Origin of the sequence: Moorena sp. SIOASIH, from assembly GCF_010671925.1 — a bacterium.
Lineage (GTDB): Bacteria > Cyanobacteriota > Cyanobacteriia > Cyanobacteriales > Coleofasciculaceae > Moorena.
The window spans coordinates 69,207-82,017 of sequence record NZ_JAAHIH010000001.1; the positions used below are offsets into that span (position 1 = coordinate 69,207).

14 protein-coding genes and 1 tRNA gene are annotated in these 12,811 nt (G+C 44.4%); 6 read left to right on the plus strand and 9 right to left on the minus strand.

Features of this window, described 5'->3' with window-relative positions; translation table 11 throughout:
* The first annotated feature begins 28 nt into the window (after positions 1-28).
* Positions 29-1,054 (plus strand): Hpt domain-containing protein, encoded by a 1,026-nt coding sequence (locus F6J90_RS00345; RefSeq protein WP_293090557.1) that lies wholly within the window; start codon positions 29-31, stop codon positions 1,052-1,054.
* Between the two features lie 22 nt (positions 1,055-1,076).
* Here F6J90_RS00345 and F6J90_RS00350 read toward each other — a convergent pair whose 3' ends face one another.
* Complete coding sequence (locus F6J90_RS00350; RefSeq protein ID WP_293090558.1) at positions 1,077-1,598, minus strand: hypothetical protein; 522 nt, start codon at positions 1,596-1,598, stop codon at positions 1,077-1,079.
* Positions 1,599-1,900: 302 nt separating this feature from the next.
* Between F6J90_RS00350 and F6J90_RS00355 the strand changes: the two genes are divergently transcribed.
* Positions 1,901-3,472 (plus strand): GTP-binding protein, encoded by a 1,572-nt coding sequence (locus tag F6J90_RS00355; protein WP_293090559.1) that lies wholly within the window; start codon positions 1,901-1,903, stop codon positions 3,470-3,472.
* A 173-nt stretch (positions 3,473-3,645) separates the two neighbouring features.
* Here the strand turns inward: F6J90_RS00355 and F6J90_RS00360 are convergent, their stop codons facing one another.
* A complete protein-coding gene (locus F6J90_RS00360) occupies positions 3,646-3,846 on the minus strand; it encodes a hypothetical protein (protein WP_008178378.1) in 201 nt (66 codons plus the stop codon).
* 21 nt (positions 3,847-3,867) lie between these two features.
* On the opposite strand from F6J90_RS00360, the gene F6J90_RS00365 reads away from it, so the two are divergent.
* On the plus strand, positions 3,868-4,023 hold the full coding sequence (locus F6J90_RS00365; RefSeq protein WP_293090560.1) for a hypothetical protein: 156 nt from the start codon (positions 3,868-3,870) through the stop codon (positions 4,021-4,023).
* Between the two features lie 156 nt (positions 4,024-4,179).
* Here F6J90_RS00365 and mazG read toward each other — a convergent pair whose 3' ends face one another.
* Positions 4,180-5,016: a nucleoside triphosphate pyrophosphohydrolase gene (mazG, locus tag F6J90_RS00370; RefSeq protein ID WP_293090561.1), complete on the minus strand. Its 837-nt coding sequence runs from the start codon at positions 5,014-5,016 to the stop codon at positions 4,180-4,182.
* Between the two features lie 310 nt (positions 5,017-5,326).
* Entirely contained in the window at positions 5,327-5,932 is a 606-nt protein-coding gene (locus tag F6J90_RS00375; RefSeq protein ID WP_293090562.1) for a metal-binding protein, read from the minus strand.
* A 60-nt stretch (positions 5,933-5,992) separates the two neighbouring features.
* Here F6J90_RS00375 and F6J90_RS00380 point away from each other — a divergent pair.
* A tRNA-Val gene (locus F6J90_RS00380) sits at positions 5,993-6,064 on the plus strand.
* Positions 6,065-6,545: 481 nt separating this feature from the next.
* On the opposite strand, the gene F6J90_RS00385 is transcribed toward F6J90_RS00380, so the two are convergent.
* A complete protein-coding gene (locus tag F6J90_RS00385; RefSeq protein WP_293090563.1) occupies positions 6,546-7,712 on the minus strand; it encodes a mechanosensitive ion channel domain-containing protein in 1,167 nt (388 codons plus the stop codon).
* 1,154 nt (positions 7,713-8,866) lie between these two features.
* Here F6J90_RS00385 and F6J90_RS00390 point away from each other — a divergent pair.
* Positions 8,867-9,004: a hypothetical protein gene (locus F6J90_RS00390; protein WP_293090564.1), complete on the plus strand. Its 138-nt coding sequence runs from the start codon at positions 8,867-8,869 to the stop codon at positions 9,002-9,004.
* A 33-nt stretch (positions 9,005-9,037) separates the two neighbouring features.
* Here the strand turns inward: F6J90_RS00390 and rfbB are convergent, their stop codons facing one another.
* The 3 genes from rfbB to F6J90_RS00405 form a co-directional block, all read right to left on the minus strand.
* The gene (gene rfbB / locus F6J90_RS00395; protein ID WP_293090565.1) at positions 9,038-10,135 is read right to left on the minus strand and encodes a dTDP-glucose 4,6-dehydratase; all 1,098 of its coding nucleotides are present in this window, start codon (positions 10,133-10,135) and stop codon (positions 9,038-9,040) included.
* Between the two features lie 336 nt (positions 10,136-10,471).
* Complete coding sequence (locus tag F6J90_RS00400) at positions 10,472-11,545, minus strand: glucose-1-phosphate thymidylyltransferase (RefSeq protein WP_293090566.1); 1,074 nt, start codon at positions 11,543-11,545, stop codon at positions 10,472-10,474.
* Positions 11,546-11,548: 3 nt separating this feature from the next.
* The gene (locus F6J90_RS00405) at positions 11,549-11,785 is read right to left on the minus strand and encodes a hypothetical protein (RefSeq protein ID WP_293090567.1); all 237 of its coding nucleotides are present in this window, start codon (positions 11,783-11,785) and stop codon (positions 11,549-11,551) included.
* A gap of 3 nt (positions 11,786-11,788) precedes the next feature.
* On the opposite strand from F6J90_RS00405, the gene F6J90_RS00410 reads away from it, so the two are divergent.
* A complete protein-coding gene (locus F6J90_RS00410; RefSeq protein ID WP_293090568.1) occupies positions 11,789-11,914 on the plus strand; it encodes a hypothetical protein in 126 nt (41 codons plus the stop codon).
* A gap of 3 nt (positions 11,915-11,917) precedes the next feature.
* On the opposite strand, the gene rfbD is transcribed toward F6J90_RS00410, so the two are convergent.
* The gene (gene rfbD / locus F6J90_RS00415; protein WP_293090569.1) at positions 11,918-12,808 is read right to left on the minus strand and encodes a dTDP-4-dehydrorhamnose reductase; all 891 of its coding nucleotides are present in this window, start codon (positions 12,806-12,808) and stop codon (positions 11,918-11,920) included.
* Positions 12,809-12,811 lie beyond the last annotated feature (3 nt).

Below are 12,811 nucleotides of genomic sequence, written 5' to 3' on the forward strand. Positions count from 1 at the left end.
TTGGCCGTTCTGATAAGGAAAAATTGCCGTGGAAGCTGGGAATCAGCAAAGGATTTTAGGCTATTTTATTGAAGAAGCGAAAGAACACCTGGAAACCATTGAACAGGGACTGTTAAATCTGGGCTCAGTGGTCAATGAACCAGAGACGGTTAATGAATTGTTTCGCGCTGCTCATTCTGTTAAAGGCGGGGCGGCGATGTTGGGGTTTACAAGTATTCAAAAGACTGCCCATCGTTTAGAGGATTCTTTCAAAGTACTTCAAGAGAATAAGATTCAGGTTGATCAACAGCTGGAGACTCTGTTTTTAAAGAGTTATGATACCCTCAAAGCTTTGATTGATCTGTTGGAAGGACCGTTTGGGTTTGAGCAAAGTGAAGCAGAAAAAATTCTAAAAGCAGCTCAGCCAGGCTTTGAACAATTACAGAATTATCTCAAAACTTTGGTCAGTGGTGAGAGTCAATTACCAGCGGCAATGGCTTCTAGCTCTGCTGCTGAAAAAGCGATTCGTTCTGATCAAGTTTCGACTAGCAAAGCTTCTTCTTCAGCAAAAGGTAAATTTCCCCCAGACTTTGGTCCGAAGGTGATTAGCCTGCTTAAAGATATGCTAGAGCTGTTTAAACAATCTTCCACACCAACCAATCGCCAACAACTTCAAAAGCTTTGTAAGCGTCTGGCTCAACTGGGGGCTGGGATTGGTAGTTGGCATAAATTAGTGGGAGTTTGCCATAAAGCGATCGCAAATCCTCAAAACTCCTATATCCAGTTAGCACCATTAGTGATCAAAGAACTCAAGGAAGCCAGTGACCAGTTGCAAGCAGCACAGGGTAATCTAGAGGAGTTGCGAAAGGCAGCGGCTGCGATCGCTCCGAGTTCAGCACTGCAAAAACTAGCAGCTGTAGGATCCACTGGGGCAAACCGAACCACTAAGGGTAAGGAAATTACGATTGTGCTAGAACCAAAAGCCGCCGCCAAGGTACTCATCCAAGCCTTTGATAAACCCCAGCTGTCAAAACTAGTTAAGTTACTGATTCCAGCAACTCGTGCTTCTTCCTAGCCCAACAAGCTGGGTTTTTTCATTACCTTCCTAAGTACCGTGATGCCAGCTGCATGGCATCATAAATATCCACATCCCCATCCCCATCAGCATCTAGAAAGCCACTGAGTACAGAATTAGAACCAAGGGGATTCTGAGTATTGGTGCCAGTCTTGAGGAAATTCAACACCACGGGTACCAGGGTTGGTAGCATAGCTTGAATGATACCAGCATTAATGCCTGTCTTGCTAGTAATTTCTCCAACAAGCTCCTGAATCTGAGGCGCACTAAAGAGCATATTGACCACTTGAGAACTAGCACCAATGCCACCAAATTGATTAACTAGTGCTTGTACCTGCTCATCTCCTTCATTTCTGCGCTTTTGTTGCAGCGCTGAACGCACATACTTACCTACAATTGAGGTGGCAGATTGCACCGCTGAGGGATTGGTGTGATGGTTACCACTCAACTGCTGTACCGTGTCCAGAATATCCCCTAGCTGACTAGAACTAGCTTGTTGTGTAGGACTATTAATGGCACTGAGAATAGTATTGAATAAGTTCATTGTTTTTTTTACCGATTTAAACAGTCAGATTTATTCAGATTTAAACAGTTATTTCCAAAATCAATTATAAATTACTGATTTAGTTTCCCAGTATAGCTGATAGCTGACTACTTAACGTCAAGTCCCCTCCACTAAACCCTTCGAGTTAGTCAGGGCTTCCTGTCTCCTTCACTGTTGCCTCAATCCACACTTATTAAAGGTCTTATACACAGAGGTCATTAGACAGCGGATCGGGCTGATGGAAATCGGGGAATAATTGTCGGATATTCTAACATTAATAATTAAAACCTATCATATCTTCCATGCCCCTGCCACGCCTACTAACTCTAATTATTGGTCTCATTATTATTCTGGGGCTAATGCTTTGGTTGATTAATGGTCTGTACCAACTGTATATCCAAATTTCCTTTACTGCTCCGGTACTGGCTAATTTAGTGCTGCTGTTGGTGATCACCTTGCTAGGGCTACTAATATGGGCCTTAATCTACACCATGGGGTTATTTGGTAAATCCCGAAAACGGCCAGGTAAAGGTCGTTTGGAACCTAAAGCCCCGGAGGTAAAAACTGAAGCAGCAGAAGAAACCCTTAAAGCAGTAAGGCAACAGGTCAAACAGATTCAGGATGAAGTGTCACGGCAAGCCATGCTGCGTCGCTCTGAAGAAATTGAAGCTATCCTCTCCCGTGGGGAACTGTTAGTGGTAGTGTTTGGTACTGGCTCAGCGGGGAAAACCTCTCTAGTGAATGCTTTGATTGGTCGGATGGTGGGTGAAGTCGGTGCCCCCATGGGAACGACGGAAGTTGGGGAAACCTACAAACTAAAGCTGAAGGGATTAGAACGCCCGATTCTGATTACTGATACACCAGGAATTTTAGAATCTGGTGTGGTTGGGACTCAGCGAGAGCAATGGGCACGACATCTAGCAACGGAAGCGGATTTGTTGTTGTTCGTGGTGGATAACGATTTACGACACTCAGAGTATGATCCATTCCGAAAGTTGGCAGAGATTGGGAAGCGATCGCTTCTTGTGTTCAATAAAATTGACTTGTACACGGAACAAGACTCCGAAAGGGTTCTAGCACGATTGCGCCAGCGAGTAAGGGGCTTTATTCCTGCTTCAGATGTAGTTGCGATCGCAGCCAATCCCCAGCCTGTTACCCTAGAAAATGGTCAACTTTGCCAACCTGAACCGGAAATTTTGCCCTTAATCCGTCGTTTAGCTGCTGTATTAAGAGCAGAGGGAGAAGAGTTGATTGCTGATAACATTCTGCTACAATCCCAACGCTTAGGCCAAGAAGCTCGACAAATCCTTGACAAGCAACGCAGGCGACAAGCAGACAAAGTGGTGGAAAGGTTCCAGTGGATTGGGGCCAGTGTAATTTCTCTGACTCCTTTACCCGTGGTGGATTTGTTAGCAACTGCAGCAGTCAATGCCCAAATGGTGGTTGAAATTGGCAAAATCTACGGCTGTGAACTGAATATGGAACGGGGTAGGGAATTAGCCCTATCCTTGGGAAAAACCTTAGCTAGTTTGGGCATTGTCAAGGGAGCGATTCAAATCCTTAGCACTACACTAAGACTGAATCTTGCCACCTATGTTGTCGGCAAAGCCATTCAGGGGGTAACTGCTGCTTATCTAATCCGAATTGCTGGGAAAAGCTTTATTGAATACTTCCGCAATGACCAAGACTGGGGAGATGGAGGGATGAGTGAAGTGGTCCAAAAGCAGTTTCAGTTAAACCAGCGGGATGAGTTTATTAAAGCTTTTGTGAGTGAAGCGATCGCAAAAGTGGTCCAACCTCTTACAGGAAAATCAGAAGCCCAATCACCAATGGATGAAGGGGACGAAACTAAGGACAAAGGAAGCAAATCCTAAACTCCAGCCATTATGGCTATCAAATCGACTCAAATTCTTGTTTAATGAAATAGAGTAGATTCAATGTTTTCTCCAGCCCCCATGCCCCTCACATCAATGGGGGATTTCTTTTTGTATATCGTTTTATATATCGTTTTCTCAAGGATACGAATCGACTACCTATAGTCAAAGCATCAGGTAGCGAGTTTCACCCTGCCCCTATGTACAGCGTGGAGCAATCTGTCGATGGAGTCTCGCTCTTCGGAGGTGAGTGAATCCTCCAATAGTGCTGCCATCAATCCATATCGATCAGCAAGAGTAATTTTTCCAGAGCTGCTAACTTTAGCAAATAGTTCTGGTATAGCACCGGGAATAAGACGAACTGGAGCCAACATTAGATTAGAAGGTAATGGCTATTGTTTATATTTGTAACCTTTTTCCGGAGCTTGGGGGTGTGGGGCTATACCCCCTGTTATATCAAGTCTGGTTGGGCACCCATAATCTTAGGGAGGGTGGGGAGAAAGGTCGGTGTGGGGAGATGGGAAGATGGGGGAGATTTTTATGAAGGGTAATTATCCAGATATGATATCAGAAGTCAGGATTCAGGAGTCATAATCATTGATTTTAAATTAATTTTTCGATAAATTGGGAAAAAATAAGCAAATATATGTTTATACTACTGCTATGCTGGCTTAATTATTCTGCTGAATGCTTCTAGGGAAACCTTACTACTGAGCCAAGAGTGCTTTAGCCTTTTGCCAGAGAGCCTCCAACTCATCTAAGGTGTAATCAGACAGTGGGCGTTCAGCCAATGCTTCCACTTGGGCTAACCTTTCAATAAACCGTGCCTGGGTTCCCTGCAAAGCAGCTGAAGGGTCAAGGTCATACCAACGCGCTATATTAATCAGAGTAAACAGTACGTCTCCCAATTCTGCTTCCTGGTGGGCTTTATCCTCCTGTTCAAGTGCTTGTTGAAACTCAGCCAATTCTTCGTGAAACTTATCCCAAACTCCCTCAACATTATCCCACTCAAACCCACCACTAGCGGCCTTTTTCGATATCTTCATCCCAGCCATTAGAGGGGGAAGGGTTTTACTATAGCGACTCAGTTTACGACTTAATAATTGCTTATCCGCAACGGTTTCTCCTTTCTCTGCTGCCTTAATGTCCTCCCAGTTTTGACGCACCTCCTCGACATTATCAACCTGGACATCACCGAACACATGGGGATGACGGCGGATTAGCTTTTGAGTAATCCCCTGAGCTACCTCGGTCAAGGTAAACTGACCTTGCTCACTACTAATTTGAGCTTGCAGAACTACCTGCAATAACAAATCACCCAACTCCTCTGCGATCGCATTTTCATTCTCACTGCGAATCGCATCGACTACTTCATAAGCTTCTTCAATTACATAAGGAATTAGGGACTGAGGGGTCTGAGCCAAATCCCAAGGACAACCACCCTCAGGCGATCGCAATCTGGCCACCACATCAATCAACTCTTGTAAAGCCGCCAACATCGACACCTGATCAACTGGCTGAGCTTGTTCCGGGGAAGTAGACATAAAACCGAAAAGCGAAACGCAACTTAATTATTCTTAACGAAATCTACCACTAATGCCAAATTTTACGTAAGCATTCAGCTATCAGCTATCAGCTATCAGCTATCAGCTATTAGCTATCAGCTTATGCCCATGCTACTTGAAGTGCTATCAGCTTTCAGGCGCTTTAACTGTACGGGGTCGGATCAGTAAAGCGAGCAGGGATTTTCAACCAGCCGTACCAGCACCCCCCACCTTGTTTACTACCTCCCGTTGATTAGCTGACGGCTGACAGCTGATAGCTGTTGGCGTAGCCTGCGCGTAGCGCATATGCTTACCTTTTGCCTTTGCGTGCTTTGCGTCTTTGTGGTTTAGTCTTACCCGCACCCCTGCCCTTGCTCCTCCCTTGCTTGCCAGACCATAACCCCTTGATTCCCCCTTTTTTAAACTCCTTATAAGCGGAACTTCCCCAATCACTGACAAAATGCGCGATCGCACCCAACTCCAATCCCACCACAAAGGCCATCAACCAGGTACGATATTCCCACACCCTACCGCCCAGCCCTTGAATCAGCTCCAGCCAACGATCTGGTTCATCTTGGAATAGCTGAAACACCAGCAATCCCACACCCCCAAACAAGACGATCCAATTGGCTAGATAAAGCAGTCGCAAAATTGTCCCAATCACTGGTCCATGAGAAAAAATAGAACGGTGAGGCACCATCCTCTGATAAGGGATCCAAATCCAGCGCAACCAGCCCCAACGCTTAAAGGGTCGAGAGTATAGATCTAAATCAGGGCTAAACATCAAGCCACCGAACAGGAACCCTCCAGCTACAATCAAGGTCAAATCACTACTCCGGGTTACTACCAGGCTCAAAACCGTGACTACTGGCAAACTCCACAAGGTTATGCGATCATGTATATAGCCAGAGGACATATTTTTTATAGTTGTTGTCGTCTTTGGAAAAATATGCTATAGTAAGTAAGTATTGCATACGGGCGGTTAGCTCAGCGGTAGAGCGCCTGCCTTACAAGCAGGACGTCACTGGTTCGAATCCAGTACTGCCCATGTCCGTTAAATGCCAAGGTTAAACTCCAAGGTTATTGGTACCGGTGAAGCCTAGGTACTTACAGAAGTTGGAGTTTGCAGCAGTAGGGGTTATGGGATAGAGAAATAGAAATACGAATAAGTGCCCTCGTGGATACTACCACAAGGAGCGAGATGGTGTTATGGAAATTCCTAAACTATCGCCCTTTCAACAAGAATCAATTCTACAGACCCAGGAGGTAAGAACGTAAGCATTCAGCTGTCAGCTATCAGCTAATGCGCTACGCGCACGGTACTTGAGGTGCTAGCAGACGCGAGAACTGCACGGGGTCGGATGAGTAAAACGAGCAGGGATTTTCAACCAGCCAGCCGTACGAACTCGTAAGCTTGTTTACTACCTCCCGTTGATTAGCATCATAGCTAAGGGCTGATAGCTGACGGCTGACGGCTGACGGCTGACGCCTGAATGCTTACATGCAAGCTTCATAGCGATTATTTGATACTAAATTATCATAGCCACACTGGGAGAGCTATTTTCCTTGAGCTGTTTGTAGTCTTGAAGTTGCTTTTCCAGCTCAACATGCAGGTGATCAATATCCTCTTTTTCGAGGATTTCTAATATAGCTAGATTCAAGTTTTGCTGGGCAGCAAAGTAAAGGTTGGGATCAATCACAAATACCCTAACTATAATCACACGAGCATTCTCTTCAATGTGGGAAAATAAAACTAACATGTTCTGCTTGTGCAAGCCATCGATAGACGGAATTTTTTCTTCAATAGCCTGACAAACTCGGCTAGTTTGCTCAGCCGAAATCCCATCAACTTTCAGAGTTAAATTTATGCCCCACTCAAAGGTATCGCCAGTCTTCTGGGACCAATTTTCCACAACGCCAGCAATCATTTTAGAATTGGGAACTTTTTTGATAGAACCCCACTCAGTCAGACGAAGCTGTGTACTTCTCAGACCAATACTGACTATCTGAACAAAACCATTGACTCCGTCAACTCCTACCCAGTCACCGGGTTTATAGAGACCATCAGCGTAGATAATCACCGTACAAAACCAGTCATAGATAATGTCTTTCAATAACAAACCTAAGGCGACACCTGCGCCACCGACTAGACCGATCAGTGCACCGGCAGATGCCCCCAACAAAATCTCACTGGCTTTAATCACAGCAATCAGGATTGCTGCTGTCTGAAAAAGCCTTGGGAAGTAGGGGACGAACAAATCGTCCAGTTCAGTTTCAGTGTGTGCCGCCAATCCGGCTAGCAGCTCCCCTAGTAGTGGAGCAGCACGGTAAAGAATATAGGTGACAATGAACAGAGCGCTGACAAAGAGAATCTCGGGGATTTTCTGATTCTGTTCAGCACTAAGATGGGTTCCCACAACACTATGTACTAGCCATAGTCCAGCCAGCCAAATTAGCCAGCCTAATGGTGCCCTCAGAATCTTAATAAACTCATCGTCTAGGGTGCTTTCTGTAGCGCTAGTCAGACGCTCGATTCTGTCAATGATTATGGCAGTGAACAAACCTCGACATATGTGGGTGAGGAGGAGGATGACCACCACCATAAGTATCTTGTAAACAGGGATGTTGGCGAGCTGGAAGTCGGAATCAAATATCCTTTCTTTGATTAGGTTGATTGTACTATTAAGGTTTTCCATAGTTTTGACTAAAATAGAACAGCAGAGAGCTCCATCTACCTAGTTGGCACTGGTTATTAAACTTAGATATTGCCTAAGCATATGCGCTACAGATGGTGCTACTTGAGGTGCCGTCAGCTGTCAGCTATCAGCCTAATGCTTAAAATAAACATCGTTATGGTTCGCGTAGCGTGTGCCGATACGCAAACAGGATAATTTAATAGTTCGAGATTTTACAGAATTGAAAGTTTGGGGATTTGCCCATCTAAGCTATCAGCCGTTGGCTGATAGCACCTCAAGTAGCGTGTGCGTAGCGCATTAGCTGATAGCTGTTGGCGTAGCCTGCGCGTAGCGCATATGCTTACCTGTTTTTAGCTAAGAACTAGTCGGGGTTTGATCACTGTAGATACTAGTTTTTGTTCCATGAATCCTCAAGAACAAGTTATTAGCTTTGATTTAAAGGCAAGACACTTCAGTATAATCGAAAAAAATCAACACCAACTATAGTAATAACACTGATCATAAATGTATTATCAATTAACGTAGTAATTGCTTAAGTAAGAGGACGTAGAAACTAGGATTCAAGGAATCAGGAATCCAGCTATAGCGTTTTCAAAGGAGTTGTAAAGTCATAGATTGCCGAAGCAAGAGGCAATAGGCAAGAGGCAATAGGCAAGAGGCAATAGGCAATAGGCAAGAGGCAAGAGGCAATAGGCAATATCTCCAGATTTTTATAGTAAAATTAAATCATATATTATCAGTTTATAATTCGTTTCTACACGCTATATTATACTGATACAAAAATACTAACTGATTTGTTAAAAATACGTTAAAATCAAATAGTTTTTAGTAAAAAAATGCCTGTTAACCATTAATAAACTAACACTATCAACTAACATATCGAATATCCCTAGTTTTAACCTGAATTTAAATAATTAATATTTTCATTAACTCTTAGTAGTTCTTACTTAATTATTGTCTCGACTATCAGTTTATATCTAACTCAGCTAAAATTTATCAAATTCAAGGCAAACTAACTAAAACTTTAACTATATCAAGCTTGGATAAAAAAAAATATGATGATAGAAAATTCGATAGTTTATCCCTTTATATACAATGGATATCATCTATAGCATTTACAAGGGAATAGCGGATCTGGGAACAGGGAATAGCGGATGATTGGAACAGGTAACAGTAAGAAAGAGCTTGGAGGATTTTTTGGTGTTATTAAAAAGCGATGCAGCGCGGTCTTGACCACACTGCATCGCTACTCCCTACTCCCTACTCCCTACTCCCTACTCCCTACTCCCTAAAACCTAGGACAAGGTACTCAAGCCTTAACCCTTCTAGGCATAAACTTTCTGATAATAAGCTTGATACTCTTGGGATAGCAATGGTTGCCACCAATCCCGGTTGCTGAGATACCACTCAATAGTTTTACGTAGGCCACCTGCTAGGGTTTCTGTTGGTTCCCAACCCAATTCAGTTTTAATTTTAGTCGCATCAATAGCATAGCGACGGTCATGGCCTGGGCGGTCTTTGACAAAGGTAATTAACTCTTGGGCTGGAGCGACCGGTAGATCAGGGGCTAATTCATTCATCAGCTCGCAAATCTGGTGAACTAGGTCAAGGTTTTTGACTTCGTTATTGCCACCAATGTTATAGGTTTCTCCTGGTTGACCTTTGTGAATCACCACATCTAAAGCACGACAATGATCACCCACATACAGCCAATCTCGAATATTTTGTCCATCCCCGTAGACCGGTAGAGATTTGCCCAACAGGATGTTGATGCACATCAGGGGAATTAATTTTTCTGGAAAATGATAGGGTCCGTAGTTATTGGAGCAATTGGTGATAATAGTCGGAACCCCATAGGTATGGTAATAAGCCCGAGCAAGATGGTCACTGCCAGCTTTGGAAGCAGAATAAGGACTGTTGGGGGCATAGGGTGTGGTTTCACAGAAGGCTGGGTCATCAGCACTTAGACTGCCATACACTTCATCGGTGGAAACATGGAGGAAGCGATAATCCGTTGGTTGTCCTTGATTTTGCCATTGTTGCCGGAAGGACTCTAGTAGGGTAAAGGAACCGACCACATTAGTGCGGATAAAGGCATCAGGTCCTAAAATGGAGCGGTCAACGTGGGATTCAGCAGCAAAGTGGGCGACAGTGTCGATGCTTTCTTCCTGGAGCAGGCGGTCTACTAAAACGCGATCGCATATGTCTCCCTGGACAAACCGCAAATTGGCTTTCTCTTCCAGACCGGCCAGATTCTGGCGGTTACCAGCATAAGTCAGAGCATCTAGTACCACCACGCGATCGCCTGGGTACTGTTCACACCAGTGATGAACAAAATTCGAGCCAATAAATCCTGCACCACCTGTTACTAGTAATTGGCGAGGTTGTCTAGTAGTCAGGGATTTTTGTTCAGAAGAATTCATGATTAGTTTGAATGGGTTAGTGCTTCAGTGGGTTAGTAGAAAAGTCAGCTATCAGCTATCAGCCATCAGCTATCAGCTATCAGCTATCAGCCATCAGCTATCAGCCCTTGGCCTCTTGCCACACTACTTGAGGTGCTTTTGAATACAAGAGGTAAGCTTTGGCCAAGGGCTTTTACCCAGACCTTCAATTCTGATTAATATCGAATTATTAAATTCGATCGTTCAAGGTTTATTTTCAGCTGACCGCTGACCGCTGACCGCTGACCGCTGACCGCTGACCGCTGACCGCTGACCGCTGACCGCTGACCGCTGACCGCTGACCGCTAAATGCTTACCTTAAGTTAGTTCAACTTGTGAGTCATCACCAATCATGAATCGTAATGCTTTTGGATGTTGGGGTGCAGCTTTAACTTGAGCTCTTTCTCCAATTAAACTATCAACAATTCGTTGATGAATACCCGTTAATTTAGCCCCTTTTAGAATCACGCTATTATCAATGTCAGCATCTACTAGAGTAGCTTGGTCAGCAATGCTAGTATATGGACCAATAAAGCAGTTTTCCAGATGGCAGTTTTCACCAATGGTAACTGGACCACGAATTGTACAATTAGTAATACAAGACCCCTTACCAATCTGTACCCGTCCGCTAATTTGACTTTCGGAGTCAATTTCACCATCAACATCAGATTCTAGACAAGTATCTAAAATAATCTGGTTAGCAGCTAACAAGTCATCTTTTTTACCAGTATCCAGCCACCAACCTTTGATTTGAAAAGCTTCTACATTTTTTTGCTGATCAATCAAGTATTGAATCGCATCGGTAATTTCCAGTTCCCCTCTAGCAGAAGGCTGGATGTTAGCAATTGCTTGATGGATAACAGGAGAAAATAGGTAAACACCTACCAGTGCGAGATTAGAAGGAGGAACTTTGGGTTTTTCTACTAGCTGCAACACTCGCCCAAATTCATCGACTTTGGCAACACCAAAGGCAGTGGGATTATCTACCTCCCGTAGCAGGGTGAGGGCATCCAGATTTTTGTTCTGGAAATTTTCTACAAATAAGTTCAGCTCACTTTGAACCAAGTTGTCTCCCAAGTACATTACAAAGGGAGAATCTCCCAGAAAGGGTTGGGCGACTTTAACGGCGTGGGCAAGTCCTAAGGGTTGGTCTTGGAGGATATAGGTAATGTTAGCTCCGAAGCGATCGCCATTTCCTGTTTTAGCCTTAACTTCTTCCCCAGTTTCAGGACTGATAATAATACCGATATCAGTAATACCAGCAGCGATAATTGCTTCGAGCCCATACCACAAAATTGGTTTATTGGCAACAGGTACTAACTGTTTGGCACCAGTATAGGTTAGGGGCCGTAAACGAGTGCCTTTTCCCCCAGAAAGAATCAGTGCTTTCATAAGCTATATAAAATCCTCACTATAAAGTCTGAAATATGAAATATGAATTATTAGGTTTGTTCGCGTAGCGTGGCCTATTGGCCAAGGTTGGCAGGTTGAAGGTTGGCAGGTTGAAGGTTGAAGGTTGAAGGTTGAAGGTTGAAGGTTGAAGGTTGAAGGTTGAACGCGATTGCGTGGCCAAAGGCCAAGGTTAGCAGGTTGAAGTTGAACTATAGCGCTTCTGATAGTAATCAGGTACACAGGATGTTTTTCCTATTCCCTGTTCCCTGTTCCCTATTCCCTATTCCCTGTTCCCTGTTCCCTGTTCCCGATTCCCGATTCCCTCCTCCCTACTCCCTACTCCCTACTCCCTACTCCCTATGCTTATAGCAATTACCCAAGCTTTTGATAAAGTTCTGCTAGCATTTGCCTCAAAGATTGACGCCAATGGGGCGGATAGGTTCCCAATGTTTGGGATATTTTCTGGTTTGAGAGGACTGAGTAAGCAGGACGCTGAGCGGGAGTGGGGTATTCTGGGGTAGTAATTGGCACAACTCGCTGCAATTTTAAGGGGAAGCCCAGAAGTTTGGCTTCTTCAAAGATGGCAACGGCAAAGTCATACCAACTAGTGACACCACTGTTGGTGAAGTGATAGATTCCTCCTACCACTGGATTAGAATCCATTGCTTGCAAAAGTTGAGTAATGGTTACTGCTATATCCTTAGCCCAGGTAGGAGTACCCACTTGATCCGCTACCACCCGAAGCTCTTCTCGCTCAGCCCCCAGTCGTAGCATGGTTTTGACAAAGTTGCCATGACCACGAGTACCGTAAACCCAAGCAGTCCTAAGGATGAGAATGCGATCGCATTTTTGCTGCACCCCTTCTTCCCCTTGCAGTTTCGACTCACCATAAGAACCGATGGGGTTAGGAATATCTTGCTCCGTGTAAGGAGTATTTTTTTTGCCATCGAAAACATAGTCAGTGGAAATATGGAGCAGGATGGCTCCTAAATTCTGAGCTTCCTCTGCCATGATGGTTGGAGCAACAGCATTAATCGATTTAGCCAGTGCCAGTTCTGTCTCTGCTTTATCCACAGCCGTGTAAGCCGCTGCATTGACAATCACGTCAGGCTTAATCTGATCAATTACCTGACGAATACTATCTGGCTGAGCTAAGTCCATATCGCTGCGCCCCACACCGATGACTTGGCCTAGGGGACTCAGAGTATCTTCCAACTCTTGACCCACTTGTCCAGTAATCCCAGTGAGTAAGATTTTTTTCATCTG